The organism is Methylomonas sp. ZR1 (genome assembly GCF_013141865.1).
In the GTDB taxonomy this organism is placed as follows: domain Bacteria; phylum Pseudomonadota; class Gammaproteobacteria; order Methylococcales; family Methylomonadaceae; genus Methylomonas.
Genome location: NZ_RCST01000001.1, coordinates 213,147 through 235,801, shown reverse-complemented (window position 1 = coordinate 235,801; position 22,655 = coordinate 213,147). Strand labels below are relative to the sequence as shown.

At 50.8% G+C, this 22,655-nt stretch carries 13 protein-coding genes; 8 read left to right on the top strand and 5 right to left on the bottom strand.

Annotation, left to right across the window (positions count from 1 at the left end; all coding sequences use genetic code 11):
• Positions 1–29 precede the first annotated feature (29 nt).
• Complete coding sequence (locus tag DDY07_RS01055) at positions 30–10,001, top strand: cadherin-like domain-containing protein (protein ID WP_171694472.1); 9,972 nt, start codon at positions 30–32, stop codon at positions 9,999–10,001.
• A gap of 61 nt (positions 10,002–10,062) precedes the next feature.
• The gene (locus DDY07_RS01050) at positions 10,063–11,682 is read left to right on the top strand and encodes a sensor domain-containing diguanylate cyclase (RefSeq protein WP_171694471.1); all 1,620 of its coding nucleotides are present in this window, start codon (positions 10,063–10,065) and stop codon (positions 11,680–11,682) included.
• 369 nt (positions 11,683–12,051) lie between these two features.
• Here DDY07_RS01050 and DDY07_RS01045 read toward each other — a convergent pair whose 3' ends face one another.
• The gene (locus DDY07_RS01045) at positions 12,052–12,309 is read right to left on the bottom strand and encodes a hypothetical protein (RefSeq protein ID WP_171694470.1); all 258 of its coding nucleotides are present in this window, start codon (positions 12,307–12,309) and stop codon (positions 12,052–12,054) included.
• A gap of 211 nt (positions 12,310–12,520) precedes the next feature.
• On the opposite strand from DDY07_RS01045, the gene DDY07_RS01040 reads away from it, so the two are divergent.
• The 3 genes from DDY07_RS01040 (at position 12,521) to DDY07_RS24380 (ending at position 13,948) form a co-directional block, all read left to right on the top strand.
• Positions 12,521–12,799 (top strand): transposase, encoded by a 279-nt coding sequence (locus tag DDY07_RS01040; protein WP_171694469.1) that lies wholly within the window; start codon positions 12,521–12,523, stop codon positions 12,797–12,799.
• 57 nt (positions 12,800–12,856) lie between these two features.
• On the top strand, positions 12,857–13,378 hold the full coding sequence (locus DDY07_RS01035; protein ID WP_171694468.1) for a DDE-type integrase/transposase/recombinase: 522 nt from the start codon (positions 12,857–12,859) through the stop codon (positions 13,376–13,378).
• 237 nt (positions 13,379–13,615) lie between these two features.
• On the top strand, positions 13,616–13,948 hold the full coding sequence (locus tag DDY07_RS24380) for a zonular occludens toxin domain-containing protein (protein ID WP_171694467.1): 333 nt from the start codon (positions 13,616–13,618) through the stop codon (positions 13,946–13,948).
• Here the strand turns inward: DDY07_RS24380 and DDY07_RS01025 are convergent.
• The 3 genes from DDY07_RS01025 to DDY07_RS01015 all read right to left on the bottom strand — a co-directional run bounded on the left by DDY07_RS01025 (position 13,861) and on the right by DDY07_RS01015 (position 16,845).
• Positions 13,861–14,649, bottom strand: a complete 789-nt coding sequence (locus tag DDY07_RS01025) for a tyrosine-type recombinase/integrase (RefSeq protein ID WP_171694466.1) — start codon at positions 14,647–14,649, stop codon at positions 13,861–13,863. The genes DDY07_RS24380 and DDY07_RS01025 overlap by 88 nt on opposite strands.
• Before the next feature lie 5 nt (positions 14,650–14,654).
• Positions 14,655–15,890 carry a hypothetical protein gene (locus tag DDY07_RS01020; RefSeq protein WP_171694465.1) on the bottom strand — a complete coding sequence of 412 codons (1,236 nt, stop codon included), beginning with the start codon at positions 15,888–15,890 and terminating at the stop codon, positions 14,655–14,657.
• An 82-nt stretch (positions 15,891–15,972) separates the two neighbouring features.
• On the bottom strand, positions 15,973–16,845 hold the full coding sequence (locus DDY07_RS01015; RefSeq protein ID WP_171694464.1) for a hypothetical protein: 873 nt from the start codon (positions 16,843–16,845) through the stop codon (positions 15,973–15,975).
• Positions 16,846–16,885: 40 nt separating this feature from the next.
• Between DDY07_RS01015 and DDY07_RS01010 the strand changes: the two genes are divergently transcribed.
• The 3 genes from DDY07_RS01010 to DDY07_RS01000 all read left to right on the top strand — a co-directional run bounded on the left by DDY07_RS01010 (position 16,886) and on the right by DDY07_RS01000 (position 21,621).
• On the top strand, positions 16,886–17,179 hold the full coding sequence (locus tag DDY07_RS01010; protein ID WP_171694463.1) for a tyrosine-type recombinase/integrase: 294 nt from the start codon (positions 16,886–16,888) through the stop codon (positions 17,177–17,179).
• 373 nt (positions 17,180–17,552) lie between these two features.
• On the top strand, positions 17,553–18,737 hold the full coding sequence (locus tag DDY07_RS01005) for an AAA family ATPase (protein WP_171694462.1): 1,185 nt from the start codon (positions 17,553–17,555) through the stop codon (positions 18,735–18,737).
• A gap of 55 nt (positions 18,738–18,792) precedes the next feature.
• The gene (locus DDY07_RS01000; protein WP_171694461.1) at positions 18,793–21,621 is read left to right on the top strand and encodes a UvrD-helicase domain-containing protein; all 2,829 of its coding nucleotides are present in this window, start codon (positions 18,793–18,795) and stop codon (positions 21,619–21,621) included.
• A gap of 254 nt (positions 21,622–21,875) precedes the next feature.
• On the opposite strand, the gene DDY07_RS00995 is transcribed toward DDY07_RS01000, so the two are convergent.
• On the bottom strand, positions 21,876–22,625 hold the full coding sequence (locus tag DDY07_RS00995; protein ID WP_171694460.1) for a hypothetical protein: 750 nt from the start codon (positions 22,623–22,625) through the stop codon (positions 21,876–21,878).
• Between the last annotated feature and the right edge of the window lie 30 nt (positions 22,626–22,655).

Here is a 22,655-nt window from a genome sequence, read left to right as displayed (position 1 = left end):
CATCGGTCAAACTGCAACTTTCAACGCCCATGAATTCAAAGTCACATCTCAAGCACTACCACTCCAAACCGATTCTGGAAGAGTTGGAATCTCGACAGCTGTTCTCCGGCGGCATCGAGGGGCTTTTGACCGAACAACTCATGGCCCCCAACGCGACCTACGCCAACGCGACACCGCCCGCCGACACCCAACAGCCCCCCGCGCAAACCAGCACCAGCGAGACCAGCCGCAATGAAATCGTGTTTGTCGATACCCGCGTCCAGGGCTACGAATCGCTATTAAACGACATCAAAAGCAGCGACGTTTCCAACCGTAATCTGGAAATCATTACGCTGGACAGTAGCACTGACGGCATTCAACAAATCACGCAGATTCTGGCCGAGCGCGACAATCTGGACGCGGTGCATATCATCTCGCACGGCAGCGACGGCAGCCTGGATTTAGGCAACAGTCAACTCAATTTCGATACCTTGATTCAAAACCAGACCGACATCAGCGCCTGGGGAGATGCCTTCAATACCGACGGCGATATTCTGATTTACGGCTGTAATGTCGCGGAAACGCAATTTGGGCAGAGTTTTGTCGATTATCTGTCCGGGATCACCAATATCGACGTCGCGGCGTCGGAAGATACCACCGGCAGTGCGGATTTGGGAGGGGACTGGCTACTTGAATACCAAACCGGCGACGTCGAAACCGAAGTTGTAGTCAGCGCGGCGGGTCAAAGCGAATGGACTGGCTTGATGGCGGTAACTGCCAATGGCACAGTGACATCCACCAGCAGCACCAGCACCAACCAACTGACGTGGTCGCATACGGTCAGTGCCGGCTTCGACCGGGTACTATTTGTCGAGATTGCCATTGATGACGGCAGCGCTGGGGTCAACAGCGTTAAATACGGTACCGCCGATCTCACCCGCGTAGGGCGCACAGCAGCCAATCACGCCGTCGAAATTTGGGCGTTGGTCAACCCCACAGCGGGAACCGATAACGTCGTTATATCATTTACCGGAAATACAGAAGCTGCTGCGGGTGCATCGACCTTTAACGGTGTTAACCAATCGATGCCCTACGGTACTTACGCTGGCAACACCGGCACCACCGGTTTGTTGGGGGGATCAGGCACGGTGAATGTCGCCAGTGCGACTGGCGATTTAGTTATCGACGTGCAGTATTGGAAAGCTATTTCAGCTGATACTACGGGTACCGGGCAAACTTCGCAATGGAGCAGCTCTCCCCTACTGTCTACGGCAAAGGCAGGCTCTTCCGTGGCGGAAGGCGCGAGCTCAGTAACGATGAGCGGTTCAGCGTTACTTGCTGCCGATTGGTCGATAGGTGCGGTATCTATCAAAGCAAGTATAAACACCGCGCCTGTTAATACAGTACCCGCAGCACAAACGACGAATGAGGACACGGCCAAAGTGTTCTCATCGGCCAATGGCAATGCGATTACGATAACCGACGCTGATGCCGGCGGCGCAAACAACGAAATCACTCTGACGGTCACCAACGGCACCCTGACCTTGGGCGGCACCACCGGCTTGACCTTTGCAGCTGGTGACGGCACGGCCGACAACACGATGAGGTTTCGTGGCACGGCCAGCGCCATCAACACGGCGCTGAATGGCTTGAGCTTCACGCCCACTGCCGAATACAGCGGCAGCGCGACGCTGACATTAGCCACCAAAGACTCGGTACTCCTGAGTTTGGATATCGATACCGGCCTCTTGGGCCGTTACGCTTTCGATAACACTAGCGCACTGGAGACCGATAGCAGTCCGGCGGCCGGTTCCACGGCCTCGGTCGTCAATGGCACGTCCGTCAATGACACTACCCGCGGCAATGTGCTGAGCTTGGCTGGCGACGGTTATGTGCAAACTACTGGGGTTTATGGCCAGCCATCCAGTGTCACCCTGGCGGCCTGGGTAAACTTGACATCCGCCGACACGGGGGGTGCAGAAGTCATTTCGCTGGGCGACAACGTGATATTACGCCTGGATGCCGGCGGCAAAATCAAAGGTAGTTATGTCGATAGCGGCACGTTCAGATTTACCGAAACGGCTACGACATTGGCCGGTACCGGCTGGCACCACGTTGCATACACCATCGACAGCGTAGCCCATACCCAAGCGGTTTATATAGACGGCGTTGCCGTGGCCTCTACCGCTTACACCACATCCATCGCTTACAGTCAGGGAACCAATAGTTTTATCGGCAAGCACGGAAACGGTGGTACTACCTACGATTTCAATGGCAAGATAGACGAAGCACGGATTTATAACCGCGCTTTAACTGGGGCGGAAATTGCCGCACTCGCCGGAGACCTGACCTTAACAGACACCGATACGGTGGCTATCACAGTAACGGCAGTCAACGATGCGCCGCTCATTTCCGCCATCGAAGCCACGACCCTGGCTTACACCGAGAACGGCACTGCGACAGAGATTACCTCAGGCCTGGTACTTACTGAGGTCGATAACGCTAATCTGAGCAGCGCCACGGTGCAGATCAGCGGCAACTACGCCAGCGGGCAGGACGTACTGGCGTTTACCGATCAAAACGGCATCACCGGCAGTTGGAATGCGAGCACCGGCACACTGACCTTAACCGGCACGGCCACCGTCGCCCAGTATCAAACTGCGCTGCGTTCTGTTACCTATCAAAACACCAGCGATGCACCGTCCACCGCCAGCCGCGCCGTGAGCTTTAGTGTGACCGACGGCACGACGGCAAGTAACATTGGAACGCGCAGCATCTCGGTCGCGGCGGTCAATGATGCGCCGGTCAACAGTCTGCCCGCCAACAGTTACACCGCCGTCAATACCAGCAAAACTTTCTCCAGCGCGAATGGCAATGCCCTACAAATTGCCGATGCAGATGCAGCCTCCAGCAATGTGCAAGTGACGCTCAGCATCAGCCACGGTAGCTTGACGCTGGCCAGTAATGCGGGCTTGACCTTGGTCAGCGGCACCAACGGCAGCAGTAGCATGATTTATTCCGGCACAGTGTCGGCAATCAACACCGCACTGAATAATGGCCTGACCTTTACACCCGCTAGCAACTACCGTGGCTTGGCGCAACTGACCATGACCACCAGCGATCAAGGCAATACCGGTTCGGGTGGCACTTTAACCGATACCGACGTTCTGGATGTGCATGTCGGCGCCATCGTTGTCACCAACACCTCGGATACCATCAGCGCTTCGGCTGATACCAGTTCGATCAGCGCATTGATCGCCAGCGATGGCGGCGATGGCATCTCGCTGCGGGAGGCGATTGCCGCCGCCAACAATACCGCCGGCACGGATTATATTTATTTCGGCATCAGCGGTTCGTCGGTGCATACCATCAATCTGACGGCACCCTTGACGATTACTAGTCAAGTCGTGCTGGATGCGACCAGCGACGACAGCTTCAGCGCCAACAAACCCGCAATTGTTTTGAACGGCGCCGGTAGTATTCAAGATGGCATACAGCTCTACGGCGGCAGCGATGGCAGCACCATGCGCGGCCTGGTGATTCAAAACTTTACCGGCAGCGGCATCACTATCGCCGGCAGTAGCGGCAACACCATTGCCGGTAACTGGATAGGCCTTAACGCTACAGGCACCGGCGCCGCCGCCAACGCAGTGGGTGTCAGCATCTGGAATTCCGCCAATAACATCATCGGCGGCAGCTCGGCGGCGGATCGCAACGTAATCTCCGGCAATACCAGTCTTGGTATCGGCTTGAATACCGACAACGGCTCGACCACAGGCAACGTAATCAAGGGTAACTACATCGGCACCGACGCCTCCGGTGCGAATGCAGTCGGCAATGCCAATCAGGGTGTTTGGGTTAGTGCCGCCGGTAACAGCATCGGCGGAACGGTCGCCGGCGAAGGCAACGTCATCAGCGGTACCACCAACTGGGTGGGGATTCAGTTGGAAGCGCCTGCCAGCAACAACTTGATCGCAGGCAACCTGATCGGTCTCAACGCCACCGGAACCGCCGCGCTGGCCAATGCCGGCGGCGGTATTTATGTGCAATCGGCTAACAACACCATCGGCGGCACAACAGTCGCAGCGCGTAACGTCATTTCCGGTAATAGCAGTTCGGGTATTACCTTGACCGGCGGCTCGGCAAACGGCAACGTCATTACCGGCAACTATATCGGTACCGATATTTCCGGCATGGTCGACTTAGGCAATGCCAATTCCGGTATTACCATCGAATCATCTGGAAATACTGTCGGCGGCACGACAAGCGGAGCCGGCAATCTGATCTCGGGCAACAATTACTCCGGGATTTTTATCAATGGCGAAAGCGCCGACAACAATATTGTCCAAGGTAACTATATCGGTACCGACGTATCCGGCAATGCCGGTTTGGCAAACAGTTGGGACGGGATTTCCGTGATCGGCGGCGCGGACAACACCCTAATCGGCAGCACCACGGCGGCGGATCGCAACGTCATTGCCGGCAACACCGAAGCAGGCATCTATATCAGCGATAGCGGCACCACCGGTACGGTCGTCCAAGGCAACTACATTGGGGTTGGCGCGGATGGCGTCACGGCGTTGGGGAACGGTATGCAAGGGGTTGCCATTGAAAATTCCGCCACCAGCAGTTTGATCGGCGGCGCGACAGCCGGTGCCGGCAATATCATCGCCAACAACGATGTAGGCATAACGGTTGTGGGCACTAGCTCCAGCAACGTGTTTCTAGAGAACAGCATTTACGGCAACACCCGGCTTGGCATCGATCTGGCCGACGATGGCGCCACCGCCAACGACGCCGGCGATGTCGATAGCGGCCCGAACAGCCTGTTGAACACGATGGTGTTAACCCGGGCGGTCGTGAATGGTACGAATCTGACCTTTAGCGGCACCTACAACGGCGCGGCTAACAGCTATTACCGCATCGAAGTGTATTCGGATGCCACGGCCAGCGGCGAGGGACGGACCTTTCTGAATGCGTTGAACATGGCGGTCGGCGGTTCAGGCAGCGCCAGCATGTCATTTAATTTTTCCGATGCCCGCTTGGCAACTGGTCAGTACATCACCGTCACTGCGACCCGCACCGATTCCAGTTACTCGACCTTTTACGAAACCTCGGAATTTTCCAATACGATTGTCACGGCAACGCCGGATAGCGCGCCGGTGGGTCAAGACCACTCCATCACGGTTACCGAGGATACGGCTTACACCTTTAGCACCGCCGATTTTCCGTTCACCGACGCCGATGGCAACAATCTCAGCCAGGTCTGGATCGAATCCCTGCCCGGCGCAGGCACCTTGTTTTTAAACGGTGTTGCCGCGCAGGAGTTGGACGCCATCAGTGCCGCGGACATTCAATCCGGAAAATTGACCTACACACCGGCTGCCAATGGCACGGACGCAACCAGCTTTTTATTCAGTATCGTCGATAGCGGCAGTAACTATGGCGGCGGCCAAACCCTAGATAGTACGGCCAATACACTGACCATCAATATCAGCGCCGTTAATGATGCGCCGGTCCTGTCGGCCACTGAAGGCACGACGCTGGCTTACACCGAAAATGGCAGCGCCACGGCGATAACCGCGACGCTGGCATTGAGTGATGCCGACAACACCAACCTAAGCGGGGCAACAGTACAAATCACCGGCAACTACGCCAGCGGGCAGGACGTACTGGCATTCACCAACCAAAACGGTATCACCGGCAGTTGGAATACTAGCACCGGCACACTGACCTTATCCGGCACGGCCACCGTTTCTCAATACCAAACCGCGCTGCGTTCTGTTACCTATCAAAACACCAGCGATGCACCGTCCACCGCCAGCCGCGCCGTGAGTTTTAGTGTGACCGACGGCACGACGGCAAGTAACATTGGAACGCGCAGCATCTCGGTCGCGGCGGTCAATGACGCGCCGGTGTTGAGTTTTGCCACTGGCAGCGTCAGTTATCCGGAAAATGCCGGCGCCGTGATATTGGCACCCACTGCGACCGTGACCGATGCTGACTCGACAGATTTTAACGGCGGCCAGTTGGTAGTTTCGTTTAGCGCCAACGGCCAAGCAGAAGATCGTCTGGCGATCCGTAATCAAGGCACGGCCAGTGGACAAATCGGCGTGTCGGGTAGCAATGTCAGCTACGGTGGGGTCGTAATGGGTACTTTCACCGGGGGTACCGACGGCACGACACCTTTGGTCATCAGTTTTAACAGCAACGCCAGCGTGGCCGCTGCGCAGGCCTTAGGGCGTAACATTACTTATCAGAATGTCTCGGACGCCCCGTCAAATTTGGTGCGTACCTTACAAGGGTATCTGACTGATGGCGATGGCGGCACCAGCAATGTGGTGTCCGGCACACTCAGTATTATTGCCAGCAACGACGCCCCGGTTGTGACCAGTGCCAGTCTGACCTTGAGCGAGGGCCAAACCGTCACCCTTTCGGCGGCGAACTTCGGCGTAACCGATCCGGATAACAACAGTTTCACCTACACGGTCAGCAATGTGTCCGGCGGTATTTTCCAGCTTACGACCAACCTCGGCTTCAACATCAACAGTTTTACCAGCACGCAACTGTCTAACAATCAAGTGCAATTTGTTGACGATGACAATGAAGTCGCGCCTAGCTTTAGCGTTGCCGTAAGTGATGGCTCGGCGAATTCGAATACTCTGGCAGCAACAATCAACTATACCGCCGCCAACGAAGCGCCAACGGACATTGCCGCGACCCGCTATCTGTCTGAGCAGAGCTATTTGACAAAATCGATGTATGACTTAACCCTCGATACCGGACATAGTGGCTACGGCATTGTCCTGGACGGGGTCAGCTACGCCCGTGGCTTGGGAACTCATCCCGCCGCTAGCGGCAATGGCTACGGTTATGTCGACTATGCGGTCAATGGCGCCACATCGTTCAAGGCCACAATCGGCATCAACGATTACCAAACCGGCTCGTATGGCAAGGTGCAGTTCTATGTGTATGTCGATGGTGTACAGACTTATAGCAGCCCGATTCTAAACTCCACCAGCACACCTATCGACCTGAACATCGACGTGACCGGAGCCAGTACGTTAAGGCTTGCTATCGACAACGCCAATAACGGCAACGCTTTTGATCATGGTGTTTGGGCCAATGCGCGCCTGGAAGGCGGCACTGTTGCCTTGGCAAGTATCGCCGAGAATACCGCCATTGGCACGGTCGTAGGCTCGGTTGTGGGGGTTGATAACGATCTGCGGGAAAATTGGAGTTATGCGCTGATCAACGATGCAGGCGGACGTTTTGCGATAAACGCCAACACCGGCCAAATCACCGTCGCTAACGACAGTCTACTTAATTATGAAGCCGCGACCAGCCACGACATCATCATTCGTGCGACCGACACTGGCGGGCTCAGCGTCGATAAAACATTTACCATCTCGCTGGCTGATGTTAACGAGGTGCCGGTCATCAGCAGTGCGTCGCTGACCTTGAATGAAGGCGATACCGTTACTTTGTCATCGGCCAACTTTGGCGTCAGCGATCCCGACAATACCAGCTTCACCTACACGGTCAGTAGCGTCAGCGGCGGTTACTTCCAATTGAGCAGCGCGGCGGGTAACTCGATCACGCAATTCACCAGTGCCGATTTGAGTGGCGGTCTGGTGCAGTTCGTCGATGACGGCAACGAAGTGGCGCCGAGTTTCAGTATGACTGTTAATGACGGTGCGTTGAATTCCAACACGTTGGCCGCAACGATCCATTATACGGCCGTCAACGACAACACCCCGGCGATCAGCTCCGGCAGCAGCGCCAGCGTCAATGAGAACAGTCCGATCAACACCGTGGTCTACACCGCCACCGGTAGCGATGCCGACGGCAACCCGATGACATGGAGTCTAAGCGGTACTGATGCCGGGTTATTGACCATCGACGCCAATAGCGGCGCAGTCACCCTCAACGCCTTCGCCGATTACGAAAGCAAGTCCAGCTACAGTTTCGATGTCGTCGCCAGCGACGGCACCTTGAGCAGTAGTCAGGCCGTGACCTTGGCGGTCGCCAATCTCAACGACAATCCGGTCTCGGCGGTCAGTGACAACAATGCCACCGCCAACAGTGTCGCCGAGAACACCGCCAACGGCACGGTGGTGGGCATCACGGCGTTAGCGAGCGATGCCGACACGGGGGCGACGATCAGCTACAGCCTGACGGACAACGCCAACGGGCGCTTCGCTATCGACAGCAGCACCGGTGTGGTCACCGTCGCCGACGGCAGCCTGCTCGATTACGAGGCCGCCACCAGCCACAGCATCACCGTGCTGGCGACCAGTTCCGACGGTTCGACTAACAGCCAAAGCTTTACAATCAATATAACCAACCTCAACGACAATGCCCCTTTGCTCAGTGCAACCAATTTGACCCTGAGCGAAGGCCAGACGGTGACACTGAGCGCCGCAGATTTTGTCGTCAGCGATGCAGACAGTAGCGATTTCACTTTTACCATCAGCGCGCTGACAGGGGGTTACTTTCAACTAACAACGGCCCCCGGCATTGCTATCACCAGCTTCACCGGCGCGCAACTCGCCGCCAATCAAGTGCAATTTGTCGACGACGCCAACGAGGCTCCGCCAAACTTCAACGCTACAGCCAGCGATGGCACACTTAATTCCAATACGCTGGCCGCGACCATCAACTACAGCTCGCTCAACGATGTGCCAGTCCTGACCAGTGCCAGCCTAACGTTGAATGAAGGCGAGACCGTCACCCTTTCGGCCGCCAACTTCGGCGTCACGGACCCCGACAACGCCAGCGTCACCTATGCGCTCAGCAGCGTGAGTGGCGGGTATTTCCAACTCACCACCAATCCCGGTATCAGCGTCACCAGTTTCAACAGCACCCAGCTGGCCGCCGGCCAGGTGCAGTTTGTCGATGACAGCAATGAAGTGGCGCCGCGTTTTGATGTCACGGTCAGCGACGGTAGCCTCAGTTCCAATACCTTATCCGCGACGATCTACTACACCGGTATCAATGATGCACCGATCATCAATAATCTGGGCTTGACGGTAAGCGAGGGGGAAACGGTCACGCTTAGCGCGGCCCATTTTGGGATAACCGATCCGGATAGTGACAGTTTTACTTACACGGTCGGCGATGTAACGGGGGGGTATTTCCAATTGGCATCCCGTGCAGGATTACCGATCACCGGCTTTACCAGCGCCCAGCTGACCGCCAACCAAGTGCAATTCATCGACGACGGCAACAATGAATCGGCGCCGAGTTTTAGCCTCTCCGTCAACGACGGATTAGCGGGCTCCACCGCAATAGCCGCCAAGATTAACTATATTGCATCTAACGATACGACGAGTACTTTGCACGACATCATTAGGTATAATCCAAAAAATGGTTTGAATGATAAAAATCAGGGAGACGACGCTCAAACACATATTTCAGCAAGTCAGCACGCATCCACCGATCAATTTGCGGTGATTGTTGATTTAACCCCCCATGCCGATCAATTAACGCATGAATCACCACCAGATAAGCAGGCAACAGACAATCGATTTATCTTAGAATCCAACGCATGGATTGATAATGGAAATAGCCCGCGCTTATCCGGACTGATGGACACTAATAAAAACGAAGAACCACGCAGGAACGAAACTAGCCGAAAATACCACTTTGAATCCAGAATTCCCTCGATCGATGAATACAGAATTGATAGCCAGACGACTTTAAGCGAGCAAGAAGAAGTGGAGTTTTGGAACAGATTGGAAAACATTCACAAGCAAATGAGCGACCCTACGGTCGTAGAGGACGCCAATCCGGTAAACATTAAAATCATTCTGGGGACCAGCGCCGGTCTGACTGCCGGATTTGTCAGCTGGATCTTGCGGGCTGGGTCGTTAATGGCCAGCTTTATGTCCACGGTACCCTTACTGAAACGCTTTGATCCATTGCCTATAATGCGATCAGTCAAAAAATCAAGGCTGGCAAAAGACAATGAAGCCAAAGAGCTTGACTCAGTATCCTCCCTCTCTGAAGACACCCCGTGATGATCAGAAACTGTTTGCTTGAGTTTCGGTTTAATATTCCGACATCGCATCATTTAAGATCATGGACGCCCTAAAAAAAGCGGTCGGAGTTTTATTGCCGGCAATGCGCATCAGTCTGGCTTTAGTAATGCTGAGTATCTGCTTACTGTTTGCAGCGGAAATGTTGGGTTTCATGCCGGATAAATCCAGTTTTATGCTGGAGTCGCGCAAACAAATCAGCGAAGCGCTAGCCATTCAATTTTCCACCATCGCCTCCGATCAAGACCCACACCGCATTGAGCGAATGCTCAATGCCTTAATCAAGAGAAACCCGGACATTCTCTCCGCCGGCATCCGCTTGCAAAACAATCAATTAATTTTTCAAGTCAACGATCACGTTAAAGAATGGGCCGATTACGATAGCCAAAAATCCACGTCCACGCATTTGGTGGTGCCTATTTTTCGCGACTCGGAAAAATGGGGGGATATTGAATTTAAATTCGCGCCGATAGCCGGAGAATCGGCCTCAGATTTTCTTGAACACCCCAGTTTTAAAATGGCGATATTCTTTTTGGTTGTCGGCTTTTTTATTTACTTGGCGTTCATGCTCAGAACCTTGAAAGTACTCGACCCCAGCGCCGTGATTCCCGACCGGGTCAACGCGGCTTTCGATACGCTGGCCGAGGGCGTCATCATCATTGATGAGTACGAGCAAATTGTCTTGGCCAATGATGCCTTTCTGAAAAAAATCGCCAGCCCTACGTCGGCTTTGCTAGGGAAAAAGGCCTCGCAATTAAAATGGAAAAGCGCGGACGATTCGACCACCGACGTCTACCTGCCCTGGCAAACTGTTTTAAAAACCGGCAAAAGTTCGATTGGCGCGCATCTGAAACTGACTAGTCCTGACAATGACACATTTAAATTTGTGATCAACGCATCGCCCATTCTTTCTGGCAACGACACAGCTCAAGGGGTATTGATCACGCTGGATGACATCACCGAAATAGAAGAACGCAATACCAAATTGCAAACCATGGTCAGCAAGTTGGAGGAAAGTCAGGCGCAGGTTAAAGAGCAAAACAGGGAATTGCACTTTCTGGCCACCAGGGACTCTCTGACCGGCTGTTTGAATCGGCGAGCATTTAACGAACTGTTTGAAAAGGCGTTTGCCGATGCCCTGCAAAACAATTTGGAGCTGTGCTGCATTATGGTCGACATCGACCATTTCAAACGGGTTAACGATAATTACGGTCATGCCACCGGTGACGTCATCATCAAATTGCTCGCCGAAATATTAACCAACAACACCCGCAAAATTGATTTGGTTGGCCGCTACGGCGGCGAAGAGTTTTGCATCGTGCTACCGGGTTTAAGCGTAGACGAAGCCATTACAGTGGCAGAGCGTATTCGGTTACGCATCAAATCCGAATCAGTCGCCCGTTACGAAACCGGACCCTGGGTGACCGCGAGTCTGGGTGTCGCCAGTATCCTCGACCAACCGGAAGACCCGAGCGAATTGAACAAATTTGCCGATGAAGCGTTATATGTTGCCAAGGAATCGGGCCGAAACCGCGTTGTGCGCTGGCAACTGCAAAACGAATTTGCAGAAAAAATTAAACCCGACCCACAGCCCGTTGAAAAAACTCTACCTGCACCGCAACCAGAGGCCGCTAAGGCCGCCGATGATTGTTCTCATCAATGACTGAATGTTGGTTCGAATGAAAGGAGCTATCAAATGATGAATCGATACAGCACAGCAACAAAGTTGGCTTGGAGCCGGTGAAAATCAAGTCACGCAAAAAATCACGCAAGCCAAATTTCAGGCACAAAAAAACCAGCTCTGATTTCTCAGCAACTGGTTGATTTGTATATCAATTTGATGGTGGGTCGTGTGCGATTCTAACGCACGACCATCGCATTAAAAGTGCAACTTATGAATCATAACTAATTGTTTTAATTGTATTTTTTATAAACACCAAGTCGCGTAAAGTCAGTACCAATCACAACCAAGCATAACCAAGTCGCGTAAATCTCGCGTAGGGTATTTGGTGGATTCGCAGCCTTCATAAGGCTAGTGAAAAGCTTCACCTTCAGTGGGTTCAACAAAAGCCAAAACGCCTTCTTCCTCGATTGCCGACATTGCTTCATCGAAAGCAAGCTGGTCGGTTTCAAATTGATCCTCCCAACATGTTGAGTAGTTATTTTGGTCAATGATCTCAAGGAACCAATTCGTATCAGCGGATTTGAAAATATTGATTTCAATAGTACAGCCGTCTTTAGATACGGTACAGTTTAGCGGCGAGTAAGTTAATTCTATGTCGTTAGTCATTTTTGCAAAAGTATGATTTGGTGCCTTCAGGCTTGTAATCTCTGCTGAAATTAGCTTCAGCCAGTATCAACGAAACTTGTTCTGTTTGTCCAACGCGGATGATTCCAGTCTTTCCAAAATCCAGAGGTGGTGCCGAAAAATTGAACACTTGGTTAAGTGAAAAACCCTGCTACTTTTGAACGTCCGCAAGGACAAAGCAATGGAGCAGAAGATGTCCAAAAAACCGAGAAGAAAACATTCACCGGCCTTCAAAGCCAAAGTTGCGCTGGCAGCACTGACTGGCGATCAAACCCTGACCCAATTGACCCAGGAGTTCGAGGTCCATCAAAATCAGATTGTCGATTGGAAGAAGCAGCTGAGCGAGCGGGCTGCCGAAGTGTTTGGGAAACCCGCGGAGTCCGAATCGCCACCCGTCGATTTGCAAGCCCTGCATGCGAAAATCGGCCAACTGACGTTGGAAAACGATTTTTTACTTGTGCCCTGTGGGTAGAGGGCGCGCTCACCAAGGCGGGATTGCTGATACCCAAGGGGCACAAGGCGCAAAGCGATGATCGACCGTCAATCGAAGTTACCCATCAGCCGGCAGGCCGAGCTATTGGACATCAGTCGAGGTAGCGTGTATTACTTGCCCAAGCCGGTTTCGGAGCCCGATTTGGACATCATGCGCCGACTCGACGAACTGCACCTGAAACACCCGTTCATGGGCGCTCGCCAGTTACGGGATCGGCTCAATCTGCAAGGCATCCCCATTGGCCGCAAACGGGTGAAAACCTTGATGATGAAAATGGGCATCGAGGCGGTGTACTGCATGCCCAATACTAGCAAGAAGACGCTGGGGCATGAAATTTATCCTTACTTGCTGCGCGGCATGACCATCAACCGTGCCAATCAGGTCTGGGCGCTGGATACGACCTACATCCCGCTGGCCAAAGGCTTCGCTTATTTAACGGCGGTCGTCGACTGGGCCACTCGCAAAGTCCTGGCCGCCAAGGTCGCGATTACCCTGGAAGCCTGTCATGCCGTGGACGTGTTGGAACAGGCTTTCAAACGCTACGGCAGGCCGGATTGAAATGGTTTAATGAAGCCGGACACTTCTAAAAGCAGACCTTAGGTGCGAACCGCTATTCATCGCAACGGGGTATTGGCGCGTATTTATCCGCCGCTGTAATGCGTTACGTCTATGACCGTAATTATTCCTTCACGTCTCGCTGGCTCGATGGCGGTCTATAGATTCAGAATGTCTCAAAGCCTCCGGCCTGTTTAACGGGCCTTTTTTTTGTCATTTTTTCGATAGGGGAAAAATAATATGAAACAACACGGCGTCTATTATGTGACGGGTGGTTTACGGTCTGGTAAATCGCTGATTTGTACCCGCAAGATTCAGGAGTTTTTGCAACAGGGTCGAAAAGTAGCTACCAATTTCGATTTAAGGTTGGAAAATATGCTCCCAGCTCATAAAAAAGATGTGACCTGTATTCGTATACCAGATCATCCGAATGTTAATGATTTAAATAATATCGGGCTTGGCTACGATTCCGACGATCCTGACGACTATAACGAATCAAAGTTCGGCCTATTGGTTCTCGATGAATTGGGAACGTGGATGAATAGTCGAAATTGGCAGGATAGACGCTTATAGAGATCCTCAGAGATAGGCACCGATCGAGATTTTTTAGACTTGGTTTCATGATAATGAACCATATTGTTAGACAAATCGGATAAAGCCAGGCTTTGAGCCTCACCCCACCTAGCACCTGTAGCCAGGCACACCAACGCTATCAGGTAAGCATCAGATTCGCTTTTTTCGAGATAAGAAAAGAGCTTTTTTATCTGGTCAGTTGATAAGAAAACCGTTTTAGGCTCTGAAAGGCGTATTTGCTTTATCGCTGAAAAATGGTTTTTCCCCTCGTATTGACCAGAACGGATTAGGTCATTAAATACAGCTTTGAATGTTTGCAATTCACGGTTAAGCGTAGCCGGTTTAGTGCCTTCAGTAATACGAGCCGAGCGATATTCAATAAACACAACAGGCTTAAAAACGGTCATAACGGGATTACCCATTTTTGCACTAGCTTGAATCATACGCTGAAAGCTATCCTGGCCTGAATTAAGCAACTGGCCTGTAGACTGATACCAAAGATTAACGAAGTCTGAAAGCTTACGGGTATCCTTTTTCGGCAACGTGTAACCAGGATCAACAGCAACACGAGATTGAACTATTACCTCGTAACGCTTAGCAGCCACCTTAGTATCGAAGGTTTTGCGTATGCGCTTATGACCCCTGCCGCCTGGCTGAATATCAACGAGCCATTTTCCCGACTTTTCATCTTTTTTAATCATTGCGGTTAATCCCGCCTTTCAAGCTTATCAGCCAAGTCCATTAAAATATCGTCGGCTGTTTTGTTTCGCCGGATGTACATAGAACACAGCAAATCCCACAACCCAGAGTGCAATAAATGCTGTTGAGCCTGGCTAAAAGTTAAGCGCTTTTTGCGGTAAATCGAAGCTAATTGACCGAAACAAATAGAAACACTCCTATCGTTTGGCAGACCATCTTGAAGAGCAGATTTATATTTCCGTTGATAATCAATATCCAATTTTCTTTGGTGGTAAAAGTGAAGATCATCACGGAGCCATTGCCAAAAGGGATTAATGTAAGTAACTGAATCGTCAAGCCTAAAATTATTTAACGCATAAGACCACAGCCCCGACAAATGAGACGCTATATCTTTCAACGACTTAGCAGAAAAACCGGAACCATTAGCAAATTGCTCAACAACAGAATGATGAAATCGGGCCTCAAATCGCCAAATCGGAACATCTAAATCAAACTGATCAGATTGCACCCAAACAGGCAACCACAAAGGAAGCTCGCCTTTATCTTTTACTGCCTTGCCCTTGTCATACACGGCGAACTGCAACGAATCAGCCTTGCCAAAAGTAAACGATTGAGACTTGCCATAAACAATGGCCGCATCATGGGCATCGAGCTCAATCGATTGTATGCCGCTGTTACGCATGACACGACGCGCGCGGGTAGTGATACGGGAATCAAGATCAGCAGGCGGAATATAACCTTGAACATCGGCGCAAATATGAACAGCAACGCCAGAGGGTGAAATTTGATCAGCGAAGAGCTTAGCAGTTTCGGTTAAATGGTCGTCTATCTCAGTGATAGAGCGACTAAGCAGAAAAACCGGGGAACATTGTATTTTTAAATGCGGCCCGTTGGTTGTAATCGTATGTTGAAAAGTAGAGCCATAAAAGACGATCAACCCGAGATCATCGCAGTGCAATTTAAAGCGATAACCAGAACGGCCACCGTGAGAAACGCGCCATTCAGAACCGCTTAATTCAATAGATTCGCCAAAGCCCCTATCATAAGCATCCTGGATTTTAGCTATAACATTAAAATCCGGAAGGCAGTTATAAAGCTGCCTAACAGTGTCTAAACCATGATGAAGGACAAGCCAATCACGACTATCAACAATATCGCCTTGATAGTTGGCGAATAAATAACTTTTTTCATCAAAAAAAACACCTGAGTCAATTCGGGAACAATCTTTCACCATTCTAGCCATTTTTTTTTCCTATATTGAAACGCTTTGTGACGGCACAAAGCTTTTTAATTACTTTTATTAGGACGTGCTACAAGGCCGTCCACTATTGAGTGACTGCCTGTATTGCCTGCTTGAAAAAGCCGGGATTCTCACCCCCGGCCCCACTTGCAGCGGCGCCGGTGGCGGAAGAATCCGGCACATCACAAGACACGCTTAATTTGCATTCGCCTTTAGAAACGGTCATTAAGCAGTTGCTAATAGAAGTAACGGCATAACCCATTGAAACGATTTTTTTACTTGTTAAAGAATCATCACCATTACGAAGGGTATAAACGACGCCATTAGGGCCACTAGATTGACCGGTAATATTCACGGTTTTAAATTGATCCAAATCAGAGCAATCAAGCTCTTTTTTTGGAAGTTGAGGGGCGAGAGGCATAACAGGGATTGCAGGCACAACACGTTTATCCAAATCGGCAAGCTTGCCGTCAATTTTTGAGGTTTGATAAATAGCGTAAGCAGTGAGAGGCGTTAGCACCAAAGCAAGGCAAGCAAGCAGGGCAGAAGTAACGAAGGCCAAATAAGCGCGAGCGTTCAAAAATTCTTTGTAAAACGCCCAGTTTTTGACGGGTGTATAGCGACCGACTAAATACCAGGGCGGCAGGTAAGACGACAAAAACACGGCGTTTGCATTATCTTGCGGTACAAACTCTTGAGTAGTGCGATAGGCCCGGTAGAGATCAGAGCCGCGATATAGCCAGCGATCAGCGACTGTTGCCCGGTTGCCTTGACCGTTTTTGACTACTGCCAAATGACCGTCAGGCAGCTTTAAAGGATTACCGGTAATGGCCTTCCAAAGCGGAGACAAAACCGGGATGGCATAGGAACCCAGGCGACGACAAACAACGACATATTGATTTGCGGTAGCTGCGGCTACTTGATTATCAAGTAATTCTAAATCCTGAATAATTAGCATCAATATCCATCGCTTTTTACCACTATGCAAAAGCCAATCAATGACAGTTTTGCGGCTTTTACATGATCGCTTAATTCTCGGCCGGCTGACTGATAGCTATTCGACATTTACACGCCGGCTTTATGAGTCGGGAATAAATCTCCCTGAAGGTCAGCGAACCCATGTTTTAAGGCATACCTTCGCTTCTCATTACATGATGAATGGCGGTAACATTCTTGCGTTACAAAAGATTCTAGGCCATTCGTCATTAAACATGACAATGAAGTACAGCCACCTCGCGCCTGATTATTTACGTGAAATTTTACAAATTAATCCGGCGTTGACACTTTGTTGACACTGCCAGCAAACAGGCAAAAAAAAAGCTGTAAGGCGTAAACCTAACAGCTTGATTTTCTTAGTCATTTAGTGGTGGGTCGTGTGCGATTCGAACGCACGACCATCGCATTAAAAGTGCTCAAGATGCATTGTAACTGATTGATTTAATTAATTAAATCAAGACTCCCGTTGCACTAAGTAGCAGTACAATGCATAACGTACCACAACCGAATCACGCAAAAGTCACGCACGATTTTTTGAGGCTTAATCGTGCAATCTTCATCTCTTATGCCTTAGATGCACCCATTCGGATTGAAGTGTATCGATTTATTTAAATGTATACATGATTCGTAGTATATTTATGAATAAATTGATACATTCGAGATATTGCTATGGATAAAATCAAAAATCCTTTTTCACCCGGTGCTGGATCGCCACCTCCTGAAATGGCCGGACGGGACGCCATTCTGGAACACGCTCGGGTATTGCTGGGACGTGTGCGTGCTAAGCGCCCGGAAAAAAGCTTATTACTGACGGGGCTGCGAGGCGTTGGTAAAACCGTTCTATTAAACGATATCGAGCGTATGGCGATTGATGCCGGTTATCGCACGCTGTTGGTTGAAGCGCATGAAGGTAAACCCTTGGCTGTTTTACTCGCGCCGCATTTGCGACGCCTGCTATTTGATCTCGACAGGCTGGCAGGCGCCGGCAATAAAGCCAAACGCGGCATTGCTGTTCTAAAAAGCTTCATCGGCGCCATCAATATCAAAGTGGGCGACTTCGATATTGGTCTGGATATCGAACCCGAATCAGGATCGGCCGACAGCGGTGATCTGGAGGTCGATCTTCCCAGTTTATTTACGGCTGTCGCCGAAGCGGCAGAAGAACGTCAGGTCGCAGTGGCGATACTCATCGACGAAATTCAGTATTTCAGTACGGATGAATTGAGCGCTTTGATTATGGCCATGCATAAAATGCAACAGCGGCAATTGCCCTTGGTGCTGATTGGCGCGGGTCTGCCGATTTTGCCGGGCCTGGCCGGAGAGTCCAAATCCTATGCGGAACGGCTATTTAGTTTTCCGGAGGTTGGGCCATTGCCGGAGCCCGATGCCTTTACCGCCATCCAGGAGCCGATACGCGCAGCAGGTGAATCGATCGAACCAGAAGCCTTGCAGGAAATTTACCGCATGACGCAAGGTTATCCGTATTTTCTCCAGGAATGGGGCTATCAGGCCTGGAACCACGCTGTAACATCGCCCATCACTTTGCAGGATGTCAGAGAAAGCAGTGCCTTGGTTTCCAAACGTCTGGATGAAAACTTCTTTCGCGTGCGCTTTGATCGATTGACGCCGCGCGAGAAAAACTATTTGCGCGCCATGGCAGAACTCGGTCAAGGTCCGTACCGGACGGGTGACGTTGCCGATAAGCTCAACGTTAAGATTAATACTTTGGGGCCGGTACGCGCCAGTCTGATCAAAAAAGGCATGGTCTTTAGTCCGTCCCACGGCGACATGGCCTTTACCGTACCCTTGTTCGACGAATTCATGCGTCGCGCCATGCCCAATTTCAATGTCTGAAGCGGATGGCCTCATTCCCGCATCGCAACAACACTGTCTGCCTCTTTGATGATTCATGAAAGTCCTGATCTATAACGAACTCGATCCAAAAACCATCCCCGGTTTTGCCAAACTGCAAGGCTATCTGGAAAAAGACGACTTCAAATCGGCAGAGGTCAAAAAGGTCGGTGACAATCTCTACCGGGCCCGACTTAACCAGCGCGATCGCTTGTTGTTTGCCATCTATCGTTATCAGGAACAACGCTATGCGCTGATTCTGGAATTCATCAAAAACCACGCTTACCAGGATTCGCGCTTTCTGCGCCAGGTCAGCACGATCGATGAAAGCAAAATCCCCGACATCTCGGCAGTATCCATCGACGAAGCCGCAGCACTGGTTTATCTCAACCCCCAGCAGCCGCGTTTCAACCTGCTGGATAGAATCATCTCTTTCGACGAGCGTCAACAAGTCATTTATGACTTGCCCGCGCCGTTGATCGTGATCGGTTCAGCCGGCAGCGGTAAAACTGCGCTGACGCTGGAAAAAATGAAACATGCGGTGGGCGACGTGTTATATGTCACCCAATCGTCTTATCTGGTCAACAATGCGCGCGACCTCTATTACGCTCACCACTACGACAACCCCGAGCAACAGATCGATTTCTTGTCGTTTCAGGAGTTTCTGGAGAGCATCCATGTGCCGGCAGGCAAGCCGGTCAACTTTGCGGCGTTTCAAAGCTGGTTCAACCGTCATCGCCAAGGCCATGCATTGAAAGACGCGCATAAACTATTCGAGGAATTTCGTGGTGTCATCACCGGTCCCGCCACCGACAAAAGTTGGCTGAGCCGCAAGGATTATTGTTCTCTTGGTGTCAAGGAATCGATCTTCCTGGCCGAAGAACGTGATGCGGTTTACGACGTATTCGAAAAATATCTGCAGTTTCTTGCCGATAATGCACTACACGACCCGAACATCGTCAGTCATCAATACCTACAATCGCTTCACGCCCATTACGATTTTGTCGTGGTCGACGAAGTGCAGGATCTGACCAATATTCAGCTGTATCTGATCTTGAAGTCCCTGCGCCACAGTCGGGACTTTCTGCTGTGCGGCGACTCGAATCAAATCGTGCATCCCAACTTCTTTTCCTGGGCCAAGGTCAAAAGCCTGTTTTACCGGCAGGACGATTTACAAACCGGCGATGAGTTGATCCGTATCCTCAACACCAACTACCGCAATTCACCGCAAGTAACCGAAATTGCCAACCGGATTTTAAAGATCAAAAATTTGCGCTTCGGCTCCATTGACAAAGAAAGCCATTACTTGGTGGAAAGCAACGGCCACCATCAGGGTGAAGTGCTGTTTTTGCAGGACACGACAGAGATTCGCCGGGAACTGGACAACAAGACCAAGGCGTCGACCCGCTTCGCAGTGATCGTCATGAGTGCCGAGCAAAAACCGGCAGCCCAGCAGCATTTCGGCACGCCGCTGATCTTTACCATCCAGGAAGCCAAGGGCCTGGAGTACGAAAACATCATTCTCTACAACTTCCTCAGCCAGGAAGAAACCCGTTATCGGGACATCAGCAAGGGTGTAGACGCCGCCGATTTGCAGCATGATCTCAAATATGCCCGCGGTAAGGACAAGACTGACAAATCGCTGGAGATTTACAAGTTTTACATCAATGCACTGTACGTCGCGCTGACGCGGGCGATCAAGAATTTGTATTGGATCGAAAGTCAACCCAAACAGGCCCTGCTGGACTTATTAGGCTTGGGCGAAGCCCAGGCCAGTCTGCAACTAGCCAGCCAGAATTCCAGTCTCGACGCTTGGCGACAGGAAGCGCATAAGCTGGAATTACAGGGCAAGCAGGAACAGGCCGAGCGCATCCGCAGCGAAATACTCAAGCAAAAAACGCCGCCCTGGCAAGTGATCGATGCGACGGCATTGCCTGAGTTGAAGCAGAAAGCGCTGGCCGGCAACGACAAGCAGGCCAAAATGATGTTGTTCGAGTACGCGCTGGTCTACGAAGACCTCGATATCATCAACAGTCTGTTGAAAGCCGATTTCAAGGCCGCCAAACAGCCCGACAAAGGCCTGCAACTGCTGCAACAAAAGCACTACAGCGCTTACAGCTTCAAAAAACCCGATGCGGTGTTGAAACAAGTCGATCAATACGGCGCCGATTTTCGAAACATCTTCAACCAAACGCCGTTGATGGTGGCCGCCTGGATAGGCAATGCCGAAGTCATCAAGGCCATGGAAGCGCTCGGCGCCGATACCGAAAAAGTCGATAGTAACGGCCTGACGGCCTTTCAAATCGCCCTGGCACAAAGTGACCGTAGCGAAGCTTACGCCAAGAAGAAACTGGCCGATATTTATCCGCATTTGGAACCCACCAGCATGAGCATTCAGGTCGATGGCCGCCTGGTCAAACTGGATCAACACACGATGGAGTTTTTCCTGTTGAATCTGATGATCGCCTTGTTCTACCGGGTCATGCCGAACAAACTCCGTTACCGTATCGAGGGCTTCACCACACAGGACTTCATCGACGCAATTCAGCATTTGCCGGTCAGTATCCTACCTGAACGCCGCAAGCAAAGAGCCTACCTGTCCAGCATCCTGGCCAAAAATGAACTCGACAAAGAGGATAAGCACAACCGCAAGCTGTTTTATCGTGTGATGCGTGGCGCTTACATTTTCAATCCCAAGCTGGCGATTAAGGTGGAAGGCGAATGGGTCAATATTTACGATCTGCTCAGCATAGATAAACTGATGCCTCAGTACGAAGCGAGGCAAGACTGGTGGCGAGCCGATTACAACGCTTATCGCGAAAAAAGTATGGCAGCGTGTAAAGCGGAGTTGAAGCGATTAATAGCGGACAATCAGGTGGCTGTTTAAAAGGGGCGTTGGTAAATTTTTGACTGAAAGTAATACAACCGATTTTGCCGATTGCATTTATCCAAAGTGTCCAGTTAGCAAAATCCTGGGCCTGGAAATTGGATGTCCATAAAGGAGACCTTGGCGACATCAACCAACCGGCCACTATGCGACACTCAATTACTTAAACGTTTGACTGCTACAAGCCAGAAAGCTGTCTTTCAACGTTGAGCAATGCTTGAAGGTTGTGATGAGTTTACGAGTTGCACCAATCGCTAATGAGTATTCAGAACAGAATCCAAGGCTTGAAAATTTTCAGTTTCACCGATACCGAATTGCATAAACGCTAAAATAATTTCGGCATCGCGAATAATTCTATACTTTTCAGCACCTGCCCGAGTGACGATCCAAACTGCTAATAAATTATTTCTCACCTTTATTGCTGCTACGCATAAACTTGCAGGCCTTCCCTGTTTGTCAAGCTGGCAATAACTTGATGGCGTTTTGTCGATAAATTTCATTTTTTTCAACAATTCGCTAACACTGCAGCAGTTCCCGAGCTGAATGCGTTCAAGTAAGTTAACGCTGTCTTCTCTAACCAAAGTAAACTCACCTATTCCATGGAAATCAATATGTTTTTCTGCTGGGGTTGTCAAGCAAACTCGGCGAGCCCATTCTTGGCTCAGCATTTTACAAATCTCAGGAAACCAAATTGAACCTTCTGTTCGGTAGTCAGGGAAGCGGCTGTAACCTTCGAGTGGAATGTCTAAAGAATTTACGACAATTGGCTGATTGGCCTCAATTTTTTCTATGGGCAACCCGCAAAACTTGTCCTTCGCGCTGCACACGGTGCGCCTAGTCGATATAGCAACCAATGGCAATCGAATTATTTGATCAGCAATAGATATCCGAACATCATGAGCTAAAGAAGGCAAAGGAAAAACCGGTTCGGGTTTGGGCTCTGAGCCACATGAGCTCAACAAAACTAAAAGCAAATACGCTTCAAATTTAACTTTCAAATTCATACAATACCTTAAATGGCAGATCATGAAGCA